The 20863-nt window shown below is 57.4% G+C and carries 18 protein-coding genes; 14 read left to right on the forward strand and 4 right to left on the reverse strand.

Annotation, left to right across the window (positions count from 1 at the left end; all coding sequences use genetic code 11):
- The first annotated feature begins 36 nt into the window (after positions 1-36).
- The 7 genes from VGR81_08300 to VGR81_08330 all read left to right on the forward strand — a co-directional run bounded on the left by VGR81_08300 (position 37) and on the right by VGR81_08330 (position 7708).
- Positions 37-1176 carry an efflux RND transporter periplasmic adaptor subunit gene (locus tag VGR81_08300; GenBank protein HEV2288938.1) on the forward strand — a complete coding sequence of 380 codons (1140 nt, stop codon included), beginning with the start codon at positions 37-39 and terminating at the stop codon, positions 1174-1176.
- Positions 1173-4208 (forward strand): efflux RND transporter permease subunit, encoded by a 3036-nt coding sequence (locus tag VGR81_08305; protein ID HEV2288939.1) that lies wholly within the window; start codon positions 1173-1175, stop codon positions 4206-4208. The genes VGR81_08300 and VGR81_08305 overlap by 4 nt, the downstream gene beginning before the upstream one ends.
- Before the next feature lie 140 nt (positions 4209-4348).
- Positions 4349-4804, forward strand: coding sequence for a hypothetical protein (locus VGR81_08310; GenBank protein HEV2288940.1), 456 nt, complete (start codon positions 4349-4351; stop codon positions 4802-4804).
- A 38-nt stretch (positions 4805-4842) separates the two neighbouring features.
- On the forward strand, positions 4843-5994 hold the full coding sequence (locus VGR81_08315) for a nucleoside hydrolase (GenBank protein HEV2288941.1): 1152 nt from the start codon (positions 4843-4845) through the stop codon (positions 5992-5994).
- A gap of 71 nt (positions 5995-6065) precedes the next feature.
- Complete coding sequence (locus tag VGR81_08320; protein HEV2288942.1) at positions 6066-6410, forward strand: hypothetical protein; 345 nt, start codon at positions 6066-6068, stop codon at positions 6408-6410.
- On the forward strand, positions 6403-6723 hold the full coding sequence (locus VGR81_08325; protein HEV2288943.1) for a hypothetical protein: 321 nt from the start codon (positions 6403-6405) through the stop codon (positions 6721-6723). The genes VGR81_08320 and VGR81_08325 overlap by 8 nt, the downstream gene beginning before the upstream one ends.
- 82 nt (positions 6724-6805) lie before the next feature.
- Entirely contained in the window at positions 6806-7708 is a 903-nt protein-coding gene (locus VGR81_08330; protein HEV2288944.1) for a hypothetical protein, read from the forward strand.
- Positions 7709-7748: 40 nt separating this feature from the next.
- Here VGR81_08330 and VGR81_08335 read toward each other — a convergent pair whose 3' ends face one another.
- The 4 genes from VGR81_08335 to VGR81_08350 all read right to left on the reverse strand — a co-directional run bounded on the left by VGR81_08335 (position 7749) and on the right by VGR81_08350 (position 10718).
- The gene (locus VGR81_08335) at positions 7749-8207 is read right to left on the reverse strand and encodes a hypothetical protein (GenBank protein HEV2288945.1); all 459 of its coding nucleotides are present in this window, start codon (positions 8205-8207) and stop codon (positions 7749-7751) included.
- 104 nt (positions 8208-8311) lie between these two features.
- A complete protein-coding gene (locus tag VGR81_08340; protein HEV2288946.1) occupies positions 8312-8629 on the reverse strand; it encodes a hypothetical protein in 318 nt (105 codons plus the stop codon).
- A gap of 341 nt (positions 8630-8970) precedes the next feature.
- Positions 8971-9702, reverse strand: coding sequence for a PaeR7I family type II restriction endonuclease (locus VGR81_08345; protein ID HEV2288947.1), 732 nt, complete (start codon positions 9700-9702; stop codon positions 8971-8973).
- The gene (locus VGR81_08350) at positions 9699-10718 is read right to left on the reverse strand and encodes a site-specific DNA-methyltransferase (protein HEV2288948.1); all 1020 of its coding nucleotides are present in this window, start codon (positions 10716-10718) and stop codon (positions 9699-9701) included. Before VGR81_08350 ends, VGR81_08345 begins: the two co-directional genes overlap by 4 nt.
- A 635-nt stretch (positions 10719-11353) precedes the next feature.
- On the opposite strand from VGR81_08350, the gene VGR81_08355 reads away from it, so the two are divergent.
- The 7 genes from VGR81_08355 to VGR81_08385 all read left to right on the forward strand — a co-directional run bounded on the left by VGR81_08355 (position 11354) and on the right by VGR81_08385 (position 20858).
- Positions 11354-12325, forward strand: a complete 972-nt coding sequence (locus VGR81_08355; GenBank protein HEV2288949.1) for a carbohydrate kinase family protein — start codon at positions 11354-11356, stop codon at positions 12323-12325.
- A gap of 18 nt (positions 12326-12343) precedes the next feature.
- The gene (locus VGR81_08360) at positions 12344-13324 is read left to right on the forward strand and encodes a hypothetical protein (protein ID HEV2288950.1); all 981 of its coding nucleotides are present in this window, start codon (positions 12344-12346) and stop codon (positions 13322-13324) included.
- 115 nt (positions 13325-13439) lie between these two features.
- A complete protein-coding gene (locus VGR81_08365; GenBank protein HEV2288951.1) occupies positions 13440-15836 on the forward strand; it encodes an SDR family oxidoreductase in 2397 nt (798 codons plus the stop codon).
- Positions 15837-15848: 12 nt separating this feature from the next.
- A complete protein-coding gene (locus tag VGR81_08370) occupies positions 15849-16985 on the forward strand; it encodes an SDR family oxidoreductase (protein HEV2288952.1) in 1137 nt (378 codons plus the stop codon).
- On the forward strand, positions 16982-18394 hold the full coding sequence (locus VGR81_08375) for a polysaccharide pyruvyl transferase family protein (protein ID HEV2288953.1): 1413 nt from the start codon (positions 16982-16984) through the stop codon (positions 18392-18394). The genes VGR81_08370 and VGR81_08375 overlap by 4 nt, the downstream gene beginning before the upstream one ends.
- A complete protein-coding gene (locus tag VGR81_08380) occupies positions 18391-20058 on the forward strand; it encodes an AMP-binding protein (protein HEV2288954.1) in 1668 nt (555 codons plus the stop codon). The genes VGR81_08375 and VGR81_08380 overlap by 4 nt, the downstream gene beginning before the upstream one ends.
- Entirely contained in the window at positions 20055-20858 is an 804-nt protein-coding gene (locus VGR81_08385) for an enoyl-CoA hydratase/isomerase family protein (protein HEV2288955.1), read from the forward strand. Before VGR81_08380 ends, VGR81_08385 begins: the two co-directional genes overlap by 4 nt.
- Positions 20859-20863 lie beyond the last annotated feature (5 nt).

Below are 20863 nucleotides of genomic sequence, written 5' to 3' on the forward strand. Positions count from 1 at the left end.
GCTGCGGGCGCGGCCAGAAAGACAGTGCGAAGAAAAATGACATCGAGAAATTTGAGGAAAACGACGCGAAAGAACTGCTTCTGGTGCGCCGCCGCGCTGCTCATATCCTTCGCCGTGCCCGCGTTCCTCATCACCGGATGTTCGCATGGCGCAAGCGACGATCAAGAATCCCAGCCTCAGCTCACAGCCGAGGTAACTCTGACAAAAGTGGTTCGCGGCGATATCAAGCAAGTCGCTGCGCTCAATGGCAACGTCATTGCCTTGCCGAATCAGGATGTAAAACTGAGCGCCCTCGTCGCCGGCCGCATTTCCGCGCTCAACGTCGCCGAAGGCGATCGCGTCCACAAAGGCGAAGTCCTCGCCGAAATCGACAGCCGCACCTACGCCGAACAGTTGCAGCAGGCCCAAGCGGCCCTCGCACAAGCAAAGGCAAGTCTTCAAAACGCGCAGCAGAGTCTCGCGCGCAATGAAACGCTCTTCCAGCGCGGCATCGTAGCCCGTAAAGACCTTGAGGACGCCCGCACTCAGGCCAGCGTCGCTGAAGCGGCCCAAACGCAAGCGGAAGCCGGCGAGGAATCTGCAAAACTTCAAATGGAGCGGACGCAGGTTATTTCCCCGCTCGATGGCGTCGTCGCGAAGCGTTACGCGAGCGTTGGCGAGCAGGTCGACGGCACTGGCGCGCAACTCATCGCCGAAGTCGCGAATATCAACGAAGTGGATCTCACGGCGAACTTGCCAGCCGCTTATCTCAGCAAAGTTCACGTCGGCGAGACCATTCCTATCTCAAGTGACGCGCTTCCCGGCAAGACCTTCACCGGCCGCGTCACCGCCATTTCCCCGTCGGTCGATCCCTCGACCAATGTGGGCTCGATTCGCATCCGTATCGCGAATCCCGGCGGCGTTTTGCGCTTGGGAATGTACCTGACCGCGCAGGTCGCTCTGGAAACACACCCGAACGCACTTACCGTACCGGTCGAAGCCGTCTACCACGATGAATCCGGCCAGACGCAAGTCTATGAAGTCACCGGCGACACAGCCAAAGCGGCTGATGTCAAGATCGGCATCGAGTCGAATGGCCGCGCGGAAATTCTCGACGGCGTGAAGGCTGGCGACACTATCATCCAGACCGGCGGCTATGGCCTCGGCGATACTGCGAAAATCAAAGTGAAACAATGAACATCGTCCGAGTCTGCCGCAACAATCGCTACGCGGTTTATCTCCTCACCGCTTTTCTCACCATCGCTGGCGTGTATTCCTTTTACACGCTTCCGAGCAACATCTATCCGAATCTCGATTTCCCTCGCATCATGATTCTCGTCCATTCGGGCGATTTGTCTCCGCAGGCCATGCTGCTCTCCGTCACCAAGCCTATCGAAGAAGCCATGAGCGGCGTGCAGGGCGTCAGCCGTGTTCGCTCGAAGACCATTCGCGGTGCTAGTGAAATCGGCGTGCTTTTCAATTCCGGCATGGACATGAAGTACGCCCTGCAGCTCGTCCAGGGCCGCGTCAGCGAAGCAAAAGGGGCCCTCCCTCCCGACACCGAAATCGAAGTCGAATGGGAATCCCCGACGGTTTATCCCGTCCTCAGCCTCGTCCTGAATGGAAACGTCCCCGACGCCGACCTTTACGACTACGCCAATTACGACTTGCGCCCGCTCTTCACGCGCGTTCAGGGTGTCGGCCAGGTTGAAGTTCAGGCCACTGACCTGCGTGAAGTCTCCGTCATTGTCGACCCTGGGAAATTGCTCGCGCATCGCCTCTCTCTGAATGATGTCGCCACGGAACTCGCCGAGACGAATGACGTTGCCGCTGTCGGCCGTCTCCCCAAAGACTATCTCCAATATCAGATCCTCACCGACGACCAATTCCACACCCTCGACGACATTCGCAACGCGACCATTGCCACGCAAGATCAGGTTCCCGTGCGTTTGAGCGACATTGCTATCGTCCGCGACGGCGTCGCCGATCCCACCATGCTCGTCACCGGCAATGGCAAGCCCGCCGCCACCATCGAGATCTCCCGTCAGCTCGACGGCAACATTCTCCAAATCGCCGGTCAGATCAGGAGCATGATCAGCAACCTCGGCTCCGCGATCCCCAAGACCCTGCATCTCTCCATCGACTACGACCTCGCTCAGTTCGTCTCCGAATCCATCAAAAGCGTTCGCGACGCCATCATCATCGGAGCGCTTCTCGCCATCGCCATCTTGTGGTTCTTCCTGCGCGACTGGCGCACCACTCTCGTCGCCGCCACATCTTTGCCTCTTTCGGTCATCGGTACATTTTTCTTCCTCAAGGAATTCGGCGGCACGCTCAACCTCATGTCTCTCGGCGGCATCGCTATCGCCATCGGCTTAATCATCGACGACGCTGTCGTCATCATTGAAAATATTTACCGCCATCTCGGCCTCGGCGAACCTCCCGCGATTGCCGCCGAAAATGGCGTGAAGGAATTGCTCGGCGCGGTTATCGGCTCCACAGCCACCACCCTCGTCGTTTTCCTGCCGCTAAGCTTGCTCACCGGCGTCACCGGCGAATTCTTCACCGCTCTCTGCCTCACGCTCGGCATTTCCGTTCTTCTTTCGCTCGTTTTCGCGCTGACGATCATTCCGCTGTTCTCCTTGCGCTTCCTCACGTCTCACACTCACAAGGACAAATCCGAAACGCTCATTGGACCCGTGAATCGCGGCTATGAAAAAGCCGTCCGCTGGTCCCTGCGCCGCCGCAAAGTCGTTGCCCTTGCCGCGCTCGCCTGCGTTGGCCTAGCCGTATTTTTCTATACCCAGCTCGATACTGGCTTCCTGCCGGAGATGGATGAAGGCGGCTACATCCTCGATTACATCACTCCGCCTGGCACTTCTCTCGACGAAACCAACCGCATGCTCGAAAAAATCGAGCAGCGCATCGCCGCCATGCCCGACACGGCATCATTTTCACGCCGCACGGGTGCTGAGAACGGCCTCTTCGTCACCCAGCAGAATAGCGGCGACATGACCGTGAAGCTGAAGCCCGCCTCCGATCGCCGCCCCATCGACGACGTCATCAACGACCTGCGCGATCAAATCGCGAAAAACATTCCCGGCATCGACGTCGAATTCTCGCAAATCCTCCAGGACATGCTCGGCGATCTCGAAGGCACTCCCCAGCCCATCGAAGTCAAGGTCTTCGGCGATAACATGAGCGAGCTCGAATCTCTCGCCGACCAAATCGGCCCGCAACTGCAAAAAGTCCCGGGTCTCGCCGATTTCAAATCCATCGAAAAAGGCAATCCGGAAATCGTTTTCGATATCGATCAGGGCGCGACTGGCCGCCTCGGCATGGCTCCCGCCGACGTTTCGCAGCAAGTCAGCGCCGGTCTGCTCGGCGTCACGGACACCAATCTTCGCGAATCCGATCGCACCATTCCGATTCGCGTCCGCTTCCCTGATTCCTTCCGCATGAACTACAACGACATCCTGCAGTTCCCTGTCCTGACGCCTTCGAAGCAGATCGTCCCGCTCTCCGCCATCGCCAACGTGCATCAGGTTCAGGGCGAAAGCGCACTCGAGCGCGAAAATCAGCGTCTGCTGATCTCCATGACCGGCGAGCTTGAAAATCGCGATCTCGGCAGCGTCGTGAGCGACGTCAAGAAAGTAATGGACCAGATCAAATTGCCCGTCGGCTACACCTACGAAATCGGCGGCCAGTATGAAAGCCAGCAATCCGCCTTTCACGATCTCTTGTTCGTTCTATTTCTCGCTCTCGGCGCGATTTTCATCGTTCTCGTCGTGCAATTCCGCCAGTTCGCCTCCGCGCTGATTATTTTGTCCGCTGCGCCGCTATCGCTCCTCGGCGTCTTCGGCATGCTCCTCGCCACGGGCACCGCGCTCAACGTTTCTTCGTTCATGGGTATCATTCTCATGGTCGGCCTTGTCGTGAAAAACGGCATCATCCTCTTCGAATACGTCCACAAACTCTGGGAAGAAGAAAAAATACCGCTCTTCGAAGCTCTCGTCGAAGCCGGCAAAATCCGCGTCCGCCCGATTCTCATGACTACGCTCGCCACTCTCTTCGGCCTTCTGCCGCTTGCTCTCGGCCTCGGTTCCGGCGCGGAATTGCAGAAGCCCCTCGCCCTCGCCGTCATCGGCGGCCTTTTGCTCTCGACGTTCATCACTTTGCTTCTCATGCCCGTCCTTTATTCCTTCCTCCAGCGCAAATCCGCCGGATAGTTCTGCCGCCACGTGCGCTCCTTGGACACTCTGTGTACAATAGCGCCATGAAAGACAGGCGCTTTACAGTCCTCTTGGGCCTTTTTCTTATCTTTGGCGCCTCAGCTCGCGCACAGGATGCCGCCAGCCCTAAGTTCACGATGTTTGCTGGTGCTGGAGTACTCGCGAAGCAAGGCCATGTGGCAGGAGATTTACAGGCCGGAGCTTCGCTCGATGAGGCGCCGCCTGATGCATGGGGAGGATTCTCAATCGAGGGGGGCTATGTAGGGCCATGGACCAGCGGAAAAACTGGCTCAGGAGAGCTGTCCCTAGACTACATGGCCTCGTGGAACTTGGGGTCCTCCGGAAAAGGTCGGACGGCCAAAGGAACTGCCTATTGGAAAGACCGAGGTTGGCATTTTCTTCCGTTCGTCTCCGCGGGCTACACCAGGCTTTTTGGAACAGGAAACGCCTTGAATTACGGCGGCGGCTTCGACTATCGCCTCAGCTACAAGAGCGCCATCCGCGTTGAGATGCGCGATTATTATGCGCCAGCTACGCCATCCCAGCACAATGTGGCTCTGCGTATAGGTTGGGTAGGCTATCTTCGTGATTAGGACGACTCACGGTTTAGTCTGCGTGTAGAATGCCGCGCATGACTCGCGCCTACTCTCGCTTTGCGCTTTTTGCTGGATTGTTTTTTCTCGTCGCTCTCGCCGCCTCCGCCCAATCCCCGCGCAAAATCATCATCGACGAAGACGCTCGCGGTCCCGCCACCACCGACCAGCAAGCCATCCTCGCCCTCATCCAGTCACCGCAAACCCAAGTCCTCGGCGTCACCGTTGTCACCGGAGACGCCTGGCGCGACGACGAAGTCGCTCACACTCTCCGCATGCTCGAAATCATCGGACGCACAGACATTCCCGTCGTCCCCGGCGCCGTCTTCCCTCTCGACAACTCCCCGCAGTTCATCGCCCATTGGGAAACGCTCTACGGCAAGGTCATCTATCAAGGCGCATGGAATTGGCCTCCCGGCCATACCCACGGCCCGTTCGAGATTCCTCCGCTCGTCGAAGGCGCGCCGCACACGCACGCCGCCGCCGAAGACGCCGCGCATTTCATGATTCGCATGGTGCATCGCTATCCGCATCAAGTCACGATTTACGCTGGCGGCCCGCTCACGGACCTCGCGCTTGCCATCACGATCGACCCGCAATTCGCCTCGCTCGCGCAGGAACTCGTCGTCATGGGCGGCAGCATCAATCCGCAGACTTCCGATCCTGAATTCCGCCTCAATCCTCGCCGCGAATTCAATTTCTGGATGGATCCCGAAGCCTCTCACGCCGTCCTGCACGCGCCCTGGGCGAAAATCACAGACACGCCCGTCGACATCTCCATCAAAACGCGCCTCACCAAGGAAATGATCGCTGAAATCGCCAAATCCAATTCGCCCGCCGCGCAGTACATCGCCAAATACGCCGACTCCGAATACATGTGGGACGAGCTTGCCGCCATCGCCTGGCTCGATCCATCCATCATCACGCGCACCGAAAAGCTCTACCTCGACGTCTCCACCGACCCCGGCCCCACCTACGGCGACACCCTCGCCTGGTCCCCCGGCTCCCAACCAAGTTCGTTTGTCATTCCGAGCGAGTCCCGAGCGCCTTCCAGCGAGGGGCGACGGGGAACCTGCTGTTCTTATGTCGCGGCTCAGCCCATCACCGTAAACGTCGACCTCAACACGGCGAAGTTCTACCGCGACTTCGTCCAGCTCATCTCCAGCCCCACACCGCGGGCGCGTCGGTAGTTAAATTTTCCTTATTCGACGGAATTCCATTTGTCCTAGCCAGCCCAAACTGCGACAATGGCCGCGAAATCATGAAATCCCTTCGCGAAACGCTCGTAGCCTCGCACATCGCTGCCGTCGCAGTCGCTGTTCTCATCCTCTTTTCGTTTGACCGCTTAGTCCGTGCGATTTTGGAGGCGCTCCCCACCGCCGCGTATTTCGTCGCCACGGCAATAGCGATTCGAGGCATGCCCTACGTTTCCTCAAGAACCGGTCTCTTGGATCAGTTTGGGTTGGCTCCAGTGCTCTATAATCTGTTCTCGGCAGTTGTGAGTTTTGGCTTCGCATATCTTCTTTCTCGGTATGCCTACGGCGTTGGTCCGTTTACCTCTCTAAGAAAGTATCGTCCACTCCTCGCAGGGAGGAACCATGTCTAAACGAGTGAAGGGAGCTCTCGTGGAGAGCTATATCGGCGCGATCGCTTTGGGATATCTACTCGCGGAGTCGATTTTGTATCTCATTAGTTTCGTTGCCGCGCCAGAAACGGCCTGGGCTCAGCAGCAATATCGATCAGCACTGTCCGTTCACGTGTCCTGGGCTGCTCTTGCTGGAGCCTACGCAATCGATCCTCTGGTTAAATTCATCATACTGATTGTTCTCTGGTACATCCTCCTGCGCTGGCTCTACCTCGAAAAACCAGCCACGCAAACATCGGCGCCAGCACCCGCTCCTAATCAACAGTCCACATAAATCTGTTGTCTCCGCTCGCACAGGGCCAATTCCAATTGGCAATCCTGCTCCACAGCGCGGTACACTATTCGCCGTCTACAAAATGAAACTAGGGCTCCCTCTCGACAAATTTCCCAAGAAATCGCTTCCCGCTTTGCTTCTTCCTCTATTGGCTGCGGTCTTTCTTTTTCCGCGCGCTGCCCGCGCCCAAGACAACTACGAAATCCAGGTCTACCCCTCCGAAACCATGGCGCCCAAAACTCTCCTCGTCGAACTCCACAGCAATCTCACAGCGCAAGGAAGCACCACGACTCAATTCGGCATGCTGCCCACGGAAGATCAGGAACACGAAACTGTTGAATTCACGGAAGGCATTAACGACTGGTCCGAAATCGGCTTCTATGTTTTCACTGCGGAACAAAACGGCCACGGCATTCAATGGGTCGGCGACCACATCCGCCCGCGCGTTCGCATCCCTCCCAGTTGGCACTGGCCCGTCGGCGTCAGCCTCTCAACGGAATTCGGCTACGCTCGCCCGGCATACTCCAATCCCACCTGGTCCTGGCAAATCATGCCTATCGTCGACCAAACCATCGGCCGTTGGTATTGGTCCGTGAACACCACCCTGGTCGATGACGTTCACGTTGTTCCCCCGCCCTCCAATTTCACGCCCGTCGAGCAGCAAACTTATTACCGCGACGTCGCGCCGCGCGGCCTCACGTTCAGCCCTGCCGCCACGCTCACTTACCAACCCTCGAAATATTACAATTTCGGCATCGAGTACTACGCTTACTACGGCAAGTTCGGCGATTTCGTCACCCTCCACAATCAGCAACAGCAAATCTTCCCCGTCGTGAATCTCTTCGTCTCGCCCAAGTGGGAAATTAATATCGGCGCGGGCTGGGGCGCCACCGCTGGCACTGACCATCTCATTCTCAAGTGCATCATCGGCCGCTACTTCAACTGGTCACACCTTCGCCCCGGAAGCTCCAAGAACACGCAATAGCCTCCCATCCCGCGCACGATTTGACGATTCACCAGTGCCGCTATTCGAACTCGAAGTGGAAAATGTCTACGACGATATTGGTTCGCCGATTCCACAGTACGAGATGGCCGCCGATGATCACGTGCTCGCAATCCGGAGGCGGAGGGGGCAATTCCTGCTCAAGATCTTCCGGGCAGCGATGCATTCTCTTTTCGAGACCTGGCGGAAGATGACCGCGAAGCACCAGTTGCCTTTCCAGTCCGGGCGGCAATCGGTCGCGCCTTGCCAATCCGGGAGGTAAGTCGCCTTGGTCTTCGTGTTCGTGATACCAGCGGTATACGTGATCGCTCCCGCCATGATCTCTATACCACCCGCCCTGGTCTTCGTCGTCGTGATGCTTTCCCTGGCCGTGTCCATGGCCATGGCCGTGTCCATTCCCGTTGCCCTGTGCGAAGGCGGAGACCCCGCTCAGTGCGAATATCGAGCTGATGCAGATGACTGTCCACCATCGGATCTTCATTTGAGCCTCCTGGAGGAGAATGTCTTTATCTTACTTGGACGGCTCTATTTCAGTGCAGGAAACCGCCTCCTGTGTTCTTATCATCGCAACAGCGCCTGCCTCCTTTACGCCGGAGGAGTTCGCTGCCAGCCTTTTTTTAGTGGAATCAACGACCCATTGTTTTTTTCATCTCTGCCCAGCCCATCGCCGCCAACGCCGGCTTCACCGCCAACAACCCCGTCCCCACATTTTTCCACTGCCGCAACCAAACTCACATGGACTTCGACTTTATGCTCCTCTTCCACTACTCTTGACGCGTTCCTCGCGTCAATCCTGAGCGCATTTTGCGAAGGACCTGCTTTGTCGCCTTCGTAGGGGCGCTGCTTGCTGCGCCCGCCGCGATGCCCCGCATCGCGAAGCGAATCATCGGCGCGCGCTCGCACTAAACGTTGTCATTCCGAGCGAGGATGCGACGAGCATCCGACGAGGAATCTGCTTTTCGCCTCTGCGGGTGCCCCATCCTGAGCGCTCTGTGCGAAGGGTGGGCTGCGGTGCATAGCGTAGGCCTGCCGGCTATGGCCGGCTCGGCTCTCAGCCTGTGGGCTTTCGTAGGGGCGGGGCCTGCCCGCTGTGGCAGGGACCCGCTTCTTGTCTTCGTTTTTCGTAGGGGCGCTGCTTGCTGCGCCCGCGCCGGCCCGCCTTTGGCGGGCGATGCCCCGAGTCGCGTTTACCGCTGCGGCGGGCGAGTCCCGGGCCCTTCTGCGAGGGACAACGAGGAACTTCTTTATCGCGTCGTCGCTACGGAAATTGCGCGTGCAAGCAGTGAAGCCATGAAATTCTTGAAGCAAAGCTCGGCCACAGGCTCTTCGTATCGCCCCTGGAGGCCATTCTTGGCGTCCGACATCAGGAAGCACGCTGCGTCATAGAGCCTTTCCCGCATAAGCTTTGTTAAGAGGATTTCATAACGCCTCGCATAAGAGGCTGATCGGAACTCAGGAAAAACCTTGAAATGTGGCTCCTGGGCTCGAACTGGCCGCACTGAACCGGGCGCATGTTCAAGAAGCATTAGATAGCCCAACCAGGGACGGGCAGATGGTTTGAACGCCCCTTCGCGATAAGCCGCCCAAATGTCAGTGGCGCTTCCAATCGCCTCTTCCGTGCGGTTGTTGTAATTATTCCCGAAAGATCCGACTTGAGACTTGAATTCGATGCCAGCCAGCAATTGGCCATCCGAAATCACTAGCAAATCCCACTTCTTCTCCGGCCTATACCATCCAGGCAACTCGAGACCTTTCTTGCAATGAACATCGGCCCGTGCAAGGCCGTTTTCACAGAGATAATCGCGAACCAATGATACGAACCCGTCCATTTGATGGCCGCCGGTGACAGCGGTACGTGCCCCGGCGTCGCGCGAACCGCCCGTAGATCCTTGCTTCTGCGCTTGGGTTTCTCTGGTAGACCAAAACTTTTGAACCGCCTGACGGAGCCTCTTGTCAAGAATAACGGTGGGACTCATACCTTTGATGGTGAAACCACGTTGATCTCGGCCCTGCTGAAGAGAGAAGACGTTTCATGAGCGACTCGTTTCTGCGCCAGCGCGAAATAATGTTCGTCAACTTCATATCCGATGCTGTCGCGCCCCCATTTCGCCGCGGCAACAGTCGTCGTTCCAGTTCCTAAGAACGGGTCCAACACCGTATCTCCAACAAAGCTAAACATCCGAATCAGTCGCTCTGCCAATTCCAGAGGATACGGCGCGGGATGCTGTTTCGTTGAAGCGCCAGTAATTCCCGTCCATATCTGCTGAAACCACTTGCTATGATTTTCTGCGGAAATGAGGCTCAAAATTTTTGCAGGGAGATCCGGCGTACGGTACCCACCTGGCTTTCGCTCCATCAAGATAAATTCAATGTCGTTCTTGACCACCGCATTCGGCTCATAGGGTTTCCCCAGAAAGCCGCCGCCGTTTTCCACTTCGTATGCGGCATTCGAGATTTTGTGCCAGATGATTGGCGCAAGGTTATCAAAGCCCAATTTCCTGCAGTGTTCCTGAATCGAGGCGTGCAGTGGAACGACAGTGTGCCTTCCGCCGTTTTCCCGTCTCGAAAGGCAAACATCACCCACAACACAAATCAGTCGTCCGCCAGGCACCAGCGCATCGAAGCACTGCTGCCAAACTTTATCCAGTTCGTCTAGGAACTCGTCATAATCTTCGATATGCCCAAGCTGGGCGGCGCTGTGCCTGTATTCCTTGAGCGTCCAGTAAGGAGGCGAAGTGAGAATGAGGTGGACGCTTTCCGGTTCAAGGCCGGTCATCTCTCTTGCATCGCCTTTGCAAAGGCGATGCACCGTCGGTACCGTCCGAACTGCATGCTCGATAAGCTGTACCGAATGCTGGCTTTTTGCCAAACGCGGGATAGCTATCTGCACATCACCTACGTCTCTCAATTCCTGTGGCACAAAAGATGAAAGGTCAGAACGCTTCGTCCCGCAGCGTTCAATCATCAGCTTTGGTTTGGCGGCTACATGCATGCGACACTCAGAACCTGAGATGGAGACATAAGAACAAAATCACTTACGCTCCGTCAAGGGTTGTTCGCGCAACTCCAGCCCAGAACAGCTCTTTTGCGTTCTTACCTGACGTCTGATTCACATTCAATGATAGCCGCTCAAGACTCGTCGGTTGAACCTCACATTAAGGAAGGGAAATCTGCGTCTAGACTGTTGACATTTTCGTTAACCCATGCTATAAGCGTATTGTATGGTTATAGTACCTAACTCCGCGATCTTCGCCCCTTCGAGGCTTCTCCGGTGGAGTTTCCTCTCCGCCTAGCCCTCCCGAGCCGCTTCCCGGCTCTTAATACCCCACTCCCTCGAATTTCTAATCGCCAGACCTATGAAGAATTAGAATTCGCCGTAACTTACACAAAACAAAGGCTCGGACCCGTTTCTAATCGCCAGACTTATGCATTTTTCCCACGGTACGCTCGCTGCGCCTCCCTCGTTCTTGAGGAGTCCTTCCTGCGCTTCCGGACGCTGGGTGCTTCCCGCTTGACTCCTGTCCCCACCGGAACTATAAGCACCCCCGGCCCGGGTCTTGCCCCGATCATTGGCCGCCACGCGGCGTCCAGCCGGCAGGCGAGCGCCGAAATTGGCAAGGAGCAGTCATGACTGAATCGGCCCAGGTCGTCGGCATCGGCAGTTGCACCGTGGATTATTTCGCTATCGTCCCCCGCCTGCTCGGCCCCGACGAAAAAACCAACGCCGACCGCCTGGAAATTCACGCTGGCGGCGTCACTGCCAATAATCTCACGCAGGTCGCGCGCCTCGGCGCCAGCGCCGGATGGCTCGGCCTCCTCGGCGACGATGACAACGGCCAGATCATCCGCAAAGCCTTCGCCGATGACGGTATGGATTTATCCGGAATTGAAATCGTGAAGGGCGAGCGCTCCTCCCTCACCTGGATTCCCGTCGACGCCGCAGGCGAGCGCTGCATTTATATGTTTCCCAACGTCACCGGAAAAATCAGCGTGCATCAGGTGCGCGCACGCTTCGCGCCGCACATCAAAGCGGCGAAGCATTTTCATACCGAAGCTTCTCAACTGCCTATCGCTCCCGTCCGCGAAGCCATGCAAATTGCCCACGACGCTGGCGTGCGGGTGCTCTTCGATCTCGATGTCGCTCCGAGTTTTTTCTGCGCCATGAACCTCGGCACGCAAGAGCAGCTGACCGCAGCGCTGAAATTAGTGGACGTGCTCAAGCCATGCAAAGCCGCTGCACGCGAATTGACCGGCGAAGAAGATTACGAGCGCATCGCGCAGAGCTTGCTCGCCCATGGCCCCAGGCTCGTTGCCGTGACCATGGGTTCGAATGGCTGCCTCATTGCCACGAAAGACAAGATGGTGCATGTGCCGGCATTTTCCGTGAAAGTGCAAGACACGACCGGCGCCGGCGACGCTTTCATGGGCGGCCTCTCCTATGGCCTGCTTCAGGGCTGGGACCTCAATCGCGTCGGCTCATTCGCAAACGCATGTGCAGCGCTTTGTTGCATGAGAATCGGCGCGCGCGCCATGTCCCGCCACGACGAAGTCGTCTCGTTGATTCGTTCGCAGCGGCCCGCCGCAGCCGTGGGGCTCTAAACCGGTGCGCTAAGAAGAATGTTCACGCCGCATAATTTTTCCGTCGCACTTTTGATGATGATGACCAGCGCGGTTTGCTGGGGCTCCTGGGCCAACACGTACAAAGGCGTGAAAAATTACCGCTTCGAACTTTTCTACTGGGACTACGCCATTGGCATTTTCCTGACTTCCCTGATTCTCGCTCTGACCATGGGCAGCGCCCAAGGCGGCGGCTCCAGTTTTCTCGCGAACCTGCAAACAGCCGACCGCTCGAACATGTTCTACGCAATGGCCGGCGGCATGGTCTTCAATCTTGCGAATCTGTTGCTCGTCGCTGGAATCGATATGGCCGGACTGGCGATTGCGTTCCCCGTCTCAATCGGCATCGCCCTCGTCGTCGGCACGGTGATGAGTTACGCGATTCAGCCTCGCGGCAGCGCCGGCTTGCTCGCTCTCGGCGTGGTCTTTGCACTGGTCGCCGTAATCCTCGACGGCAAAGCATACGCCGCGCTCGGGGGAGGCCGGAGCGCATCGCGAAAAAGCATCGTGGTCTGCGTCGTTTCCGGAATCTTGATGGGCCTCTGGGCGCCATTCGTCACGCACGCGCTTACGGCCGGAAACGTGCTCGGCCCGTATACGGCTGCTGTGTTCTTGACGCTCGGCGCGCTCCTCTCCTGCTTCATTTTTAATATCTATTTCATGCGAAAACCGCTCGTCGGAGAACCGGTGAGCATCGGCGGTTTCTTTCGAGCTTCTGCGGGAGGACATTTGCTGGGTCTTGCGGGAGGAATCGTTTGGGGCGTCGGCACGGTTTTCAACCTGGTGGCCGCGAATTTTACGGGCGTCGCCATTTCCTATGCCATCGGCCAATCGGCGCCGATGGTTGCCGCGCTGTGGGGCGTTTTCGCGTGGCATGAATTTCGCGGCGCAAACAAAAAAGCAAAAACATGCTTAGTATTGATGTTTTTGTTCTATGTTTTTGCCATCGCCAGTATTGCGCGGGCAAACACAGCCGGGTGAAACTCAAGATGCTGAAAATCGCCAGCGAAAACAGGCATTTGCAGCTCGGGCGCCTTGCTTCCCGCCGCCGACAATGCTATTTTGATTTTTCCCTGAAGTAGCGCCTATCTGCGAAATGGAGTCCCGAACCACATTCCAGCCGAAATCGGATCATCGCTCCGACGATGAGCAGGATCCCCGCGCCCGCCAGGAACGGCCGCGCAATCCCGTTTTTTGGCGCGTCGAAGGGAGCCTGCTCAATCTGACCGCCGTCCGGCCTGTAGGCTTTTTTGCGTGGAACGCGCAGAGTTTTCTCGAGCGATGGACGCGCCGCGGCGGAATGCTCATTCTGGCCGTCGCGCGGCCGATTCTCTATCTGACGAATCGCGCCATGGCCACGCGGCTCCTGCACACAATCCTGCGCGGCGTCAGCCGCGATCGCCTCGACGTTCTCGGCGATGAATATTTCACTTACATATTGAAGCCAGCTCTGAAGCCGCGCGGGGTGGAAGAATTGAAAAAGGCGCAGGAGCGCGGCGAAGAAATTGTTCTCGTCAGCCAGGGACTCGACCACGTGATGCGGCCGCTGGCGAAATACCTGGGTGTGAAATTCTTGATTTCCAACCGTCTGGAATTTCGTGATGGTATGGCCACGGGGCGATTGATCGATCCGGTGATTCGGCCGCGCGGGCCGCTGGCACGCCTGACGGGAAGCGCTCCCAACGGCCAAGTGGACCGGGCGCGATTAGCCAAGAATCTTGGGTTCGCACGGCGCCCGGAAATTGTGGAAGCCGCCAGGGAACCTGCATCGCAGGCTCCCTGCAGGACTTTCCTGCGCGTCGTGCATTGCAAACCGGAGACCAACATTGAGCGGCTCTCTGTGCGGGAGGCATTGCGCGGCAAAAACATTTTGCTGGCAGGCGCAACGGGGTTCATCGGAAAAGTGTGGCTGGTGAATTTGCTCACGGATGTGCCAGAGATCGGAAAAGTTTTTGTTCTCGTCCGCCGGCGGAAAACGACCACAGCCGCACAGCGATTTCGAAAAATTTTGGAGGAGTCGCCGCTCTTCGAAGTGCTGGCGCGACGATGGGGGACGCAATTCGAAGAACTTTTGGCGAAGCATGTCGAAGTGGTCGACGGCGATTTGAGCAAGCCAGGCCTGGGACTCGACGACGCTGCACGCGCACGACTGGCACGGACGCTCGATCTGGTTATCAACAGTTCCGGCCTGACCGATTTCAATCCCGACCTGCGCGACGCTCTTTCCGCGAATGTGGATTCCACCGCGCATTTAATCCAATTCATGCACGCGACGGACCACGCGGCACTATTGCACCTTTCGACGTGCTACGTCACGGGAGAACGCGACGGACGGATCAGCGAAACTCTCGTGGCAAATTACAATCCGGCCAATGTCGCAGGATTCGACGCGGAAAAAGAATGGCAATCGCTACAGGGGATGATTCGCGATACGGAGGCGCAGGCCGACAGCGCGATGGTGACGGACGAATTGCGCAAGAGCGCCATCGAGAAGCCCACGGCGGCCAAAGGTCTGGGCGGCGCGGCGCTCGATAATCAGATTCGCAAGAACCGCACGCGGTGGCTGCGGCAAACGCTGATGGATGCAGGGACGCGGCGCGCGAATGAACTCGGCTGGCCCAACACATACACATTAACGAAGGGCCTGGCCGAATCGCTCCTCGTGAAGCGCGGCGCGGGATTGCCAGTTGCCATTGTGAGGCCGTCCATTGTCGAATCGTCGCTCGACAAGCCATTCCGCGGATGGAATGAAGGAATCAACACTTCGGCTTCGCTCTCGTATTTGCTCGGAACCTATTTCCGGCAATTACCTACGAACGAGCGGAAGTGCCTGGATATCATTCCCGTTGACCAGGTAACGCGCGGGATGACGCTGGTCGCCGCGGCGCTGATCGAACGCAAACACCAACCGCTCTATCATCTGGCAACTTCCGTCACGAATCCTTGCAACATGCGGCGTTCGATAGAACTCACCAGCCTGGGGCACAGAAAATTCTACCGTACACAGGACGGCTTCAAGCACTGGCTCCGGTCACGCTTCGACGCGATTCCCGTGTCAAAAACGCGATACGAAAAACTTTCCGCGCCCGCGCAGAAGGCCATCGTACAAGCGATCAATCGCGGAGTTTCGAGCGTGGGAATCAACAACGCGCCTCTGGTGCGGCGCGAACGAGAACTCGAGCGTGTCATCAAATTGATTCGCTTGTTCGAGCCATTCATTTTGCATAACGAACACACGTTCGAAGCGCTTAATGTGGAACGGCTCTCTGCGGCGCTGCCGTCCGAAGAACAAGCCGATTTCGGATACGATTCACGCTCGATCGACTGGTGCGACTACTGGGTGAATGTGCACATTCCGGCGCTGCGCAAGTGGTGTTATCCTCTCATCGAAGGCCGCTCTGTGGAGACGCGCAACGATGGAAAAGTGCCTCCCATGGGACAGCCAAACGCGGACGCAGCGACGGGACAAAGCGTGTCCGCGGCAGCGCCGTGAGACCTTCGAACCGTGGCCATCTTCCTTACCGGATCAACCGGCTATATTGGCGCGCACATCGCCGCAAACCTGCTTGGAGACAGCAGCGAACCGCTGAACTTGCTGGTGCGCGCAAGAAATTCGCAGGAAGCCAAGGAACGACTGTGGCACGCGCTGCAACTGCACATGAGTTTTCCGCAATTCCGCGAATTTCTCGATTCGCGTTTGCAGATTTTTCTTGGCGATTTGACCGGCGCGAACTTTGGCCTCGAAGATAACGCCTACCGCCAGTTGGTGCGGTCGACCGAGTCGATCATCCACTGCGCAGCTTCACTGAACCGCAAATCCGAGAAGAGCTGCCTGAATGTGAACCTGCGTGGCACGCTGCAGGTCATCCAGCTCGGCATGCGCGCACGCGATGAACATGGCCTGCGGCGATTCAGCCACGTGAGTACGGTGGCTGTAGCGGGCCAGCGGCAAAACGAAATCGTGGAAGAGGATTCGTCGATCGATTGGAATCGCTCAGACTACGATCCCTACGCGCGGACGAAAAAATTCTGCGAATACATGTTGGCCGAACTTTTGCCCGACGTGCCGCGAACGATTTTTCGTCCCAGCATCGTGCTGGGAGATAGCCGACGGCCAGAGACAAATCAGTTCGACATGGTGCAGGCATTTGTGTTTCTCGCAGGACTGCCCTTGCTGCCATTCCGGCCGGACGATCGCGTGGACATTGTGCCAGTGGATTATGTGGCTAACGCAATTACGACTTTGCACCAAAAGGAAAAGACGGCGCACGAGATCTATCACTTGTCATCGGGAGCGGAATCGGAAACGTACCGGCAATTGACGCTGGCGCTCGCCGAAGCGCAGGGGAAACGTCCGCCAGTATTTGTGCCATCGCTCGAGCAGCCGACAGCAAGCACTGTTAATTTCGCGGCAGGAAAATTCGGCAAAGCGGGAAAATTGGCGACATTGCTGAAAGTTTTCTTGCCGTACTTGCGATGGAATACGGTTTTTGACAACACGCGCGTGGTCTCCGAAATGGGATGCACACCGGATCCATTTTCGAAATACTGCTATCCGCTGCTGAAATTCAGCCGTGAAAACCATTTCACGTACCCATATCGAAGCTGGCCGCAAGAAGCCGCGCAGGAAATTCCGCGATGATGGATTTTCTGCTGGAGGCCTGGGTCGCCGGGTCGATCGAGTGGGCGAAATTCACGTGGATGCTCGGACGAGGAAAAAGATGGCAGCCAGGCGAAAAATTGCGGCTGCTTTTTGCGTGCTACTGCGGGGCGAGGAATACGGGATCGGATCTGCGCGTCGAGGAAATTCTGCGGCAGGTGCGGCGCGTTCTCGGCGATGAAAATGTGGATTTGGCAGTGATGACGCAGGATTTCGATCTGACGCGCGGCTATTTTCAGGGCACGCGGCAGGTGCGATTGCCGGACGTCTTCCCGCCATTTCTGAACCGCGAAACGCCGCAATACGACGGCGTGGTGGCATGCGAAGGGTCGATGTTCAAGAGCAAGTTCGCGAACGCGCTGACGACGATGATGATCGGCTCGCTGGCGCTGGCTTCGGCACGCAACCGGCTTTCCGTGGGATACGGCGGGGAAGCGGGCCACATGGATCCGCTCGTCGAGAAAATGTGCAAACACTATTGCCGCGACTCGATCGTGATCACGCGAAGCGAGGAATCGCAGGCGCTTCTTGGCAAACTGGGAATCCCCACGGAACTTGGCACAGACACGGCGTGGACATTCGAGCCGCGCCCTGCGGAATACGGGCAAAAAGTCTTGCGCGAGGCCGGCTGGGACGGGACGACGCCGGTGCTCGTGCTTTGCCCTATCAATCCTTTCTGGTGGCCGGTGAAGGCGTCCGTGGCAAAGGCGGCGGCGCGAATGCTGACGGGCGCTTATAAGGAGAGCCACTACCGCTCGATTTATTTTCACCGCTCGGGACGCAGCGTCGAAAGCGCATATAGCCGTTATATCCATGCGTTTGCCCGCGGCGTCGATCGCTTTCGGAGGGAGCACAAAGTTTTTACTGTGTGCGTCGGGATGGAAATGCTGGATCGCAATGCCTGTGAGCGCGTGGCCGCGCAACTGGGCGGTGCGCCGATTTTTTGCTCGGACCAATACGACATGTACGAGATCGTGAGCATTTTGCGCGCCTGCCATCTGATGGTGTCTTCGCGCTACCACGCGATTGTCACGTCGATGCCCGCGGGCGTGCCTTCGCTGGGCGTTACGATGGATGAACGAATTCGCAATTTGATGCGGCAGCGCGGGCATTCACACTTGACGCTTAGCGTGGACGACGCCGAACTGGAAGATAAATTGTCCGGCGCGCTCGAAAACTTGTGGCGAGAGAGAGAAAATGTGGGAGAAGGAATTGGGCGCACGGTTGCGCAGAATTTGCGGCTGATGTCGAGGATGGGAATGTATTTCGAGGGGTTTGTCGCGCAGCAATATCCGGAATTTCCGCTGCGCAAGGGGGCGCTAAACTGGGAAGAGTATTTGCCGCCGCTTAGCGCAAACTTGCAGAGGCTGCTGGAAAAGTACGGCGCATGAAATTTCTTGCCGATATTTTTCAAAGGCTGGAGCGCGCCGACGACGCAATTGTTCTTCAGGAAATCCATGGACAAGAAATCACGAAGGCATCCGGCAAGGAATTGCTGGAGCTGACCGCGAAGGCCGGTAGATTTTTGGACGCGGCGAGTCCGCGGATTCATGCCGGCGACCGCTGCGCACTGCTCGGGCCGAATAGCATTCGCTGGGCCGCGGCGGATTTAGCGCTGATGTCCAGGGGGATTATTGTCGTGCCGCTTTACGCGCGCCAGGAACCGGCGGAATTAGCTGCTATGGTTCGCGACAGCGGAGCCACGGCGATCCTGTGCGACGGAGCGCAATTGCGCGATGCGGTGTTGCGTTCGTTTCCCGATGCACCGGCGATTTTTCTCTTCGACGAAGTGTTTGCGCATAAACCGGCAGAATCGATCCACACTGACAAAGCAACTGCCGGTGGACCTGTTCCGCTCACGATTATTTATACGTCGGGAACCTCCGGCGAGGCGAAGGGCGTGGTGCTCAACGACTGCAACGTCGATCACATGCTGGCGTGCACGACGGAGCGGCTGAATCAGTTGATGGGGCCGCGGAACGAGCCAGAACAGGTGTTTCATTGGACGCCTTTCAACTTTGCAGCGTCGTGGATTTCGTTGCTGAGCTCGCTTTCGCGAAATAGCGTTGTGTCGCTTTCGACTGACATCACAAAGCTCGCAGATGAAATACGCATCGCCGCGCCGAATTATTTTCTGAATGTGCCGACGCTGCTCGAACGCGTCCGAACAAAGATCGAAGAAAACATCCGCGGACGAGGTGGATGGATTGCGAATGTATTTTTCAAGGCGAAGAGCGCGTACCTGTGCCGCGGAACGAAGGAAGCGAAGTTCTCAGACATCTTCTGGCTAAAGATCGCCGGGGCGTTGATTTTTCCGACGATCCGCAAAGGAATGGGGCCGAATTTGAAGGCGCTGATCTGTGGCTCGGCGCCGCTTTCCGTGGAAACACAGAACTTTTTCATGATGCTAGGGATTCAGGTATTGCAGGCCTATGGGCTGACGGAAACGACGGCGATATGCACGATGGACGATCCGGCGCGCGTCGAGCCGGGGTATGTGGGCCATGCAATTCCGGGGCTGGAGATGAAAATCGACGACAATCAGGAAATCCTCGTGCGCGGACCGAACGTTTTTTCGGGCTACTGGAAGCGCCCGGAGGATACGGCGAAAGTGTTGCGCGACGGCTGGTTCCACACCGGCGACCAGGGAAAAATGAACGAACGCGGCAACTGGAAAATCACCGGACGGATCAAGAATCTAATTATTTTGAATTCAGGGCACAACGTCGCGCCCGAGCCTCTGGAGGAAGATCTCACGAGTCTGCTGCCGCGCGCGCAACAGGTGGTGCTTGTTGGCAACGAGCGCAGTTATCTGGCCGCAGTCATTACGACGGAACCAAACTCCGGACTGAACGAGGCGGCGGTCTCGGCGGCGCTTGAGAAGATGAATGCTCGATTGCCGCACTATCGTCAAATCCGCGCGTTCCACCTGGAGCGAAAGCCCTTCACGATCGAGAGCGGATTATTGACGGCCAATGGTAAACTCAGGCGCGACGCAGTTGCGGCGCACCTAAAGTCACAGATCGAAGAGCTTTATCGAAAGCGGCATGCATGAGCGGATTCCGGGGCGAAACGTTATCCTGGGAAATCAGCGGCGGAATCATCGAGCTGAAACTGCATCGCGAGCCGTGCAATGAAATCGGCTTGAAGACGCTCGAAGAGCTCGAAGAATTTTCCGTTGCGCTTGAGGCGACAAAGAAGAGCGCCGGCGCGCTGATCATCTATAGCGCGATGACGGCGGGATTCAGCGCCGGCGCGGACCTCCGTGAACTTTACCGCCGTTCTCAGCCGCTTCCGGCGGCTCAGCGTGTCACAGCGGTCCGTGATTTTCTGCAAAGGATTCATCACGTCTTGAATGCGCTCGATGATGCACCTTTGACGACGATTGCCGCCGTTCACGGAGTCACATTCGGCGGCGGACTAGAATTGGCGCTGGCGTGCGACATGATTATCGCCGACAAAACGGCGCGATTTGCTTTCCCGGAGCTGCGCCTGGGATTGATCCCAGGATTTGGCGGGATCCCCCGTCTGAAGCGCGATCTTGGCAACGAGATCGTTCGCGATCTGGTGCTTACCGGCCGCAGCTTCAACGCCACGAAAGCGCAGGCCATAGGACTGGTTAGCCAAGTTGCGGGGGAAAACGAAGCGCTGCGTGCGGCACGCGCGACCGCGGCGCAGGTTTGCAAATTTGATCGCGACACGGCGATTGTGGCCAAGCGATTCATCAAAAAAGTGCCCTATGAGGAGTTGCGCACGGAAATCGAGATTTTCTGCGAGCTTTTTGGCAGGCCTGCGGTCGAGGAGGGCTTGCGGAAATTCGCGGAGAGCACGGACGCAATGCCGTATCTGCCCTAGAGATT

It is taken from the genome of Candidatus Acidiferrales bacterium, assembly GCA_035934015.1.
Lineage (GTDB): Bacteria > Acidobacteriota > Terriglobia > Acidiferrales > UBA7541 > DAHUXN01.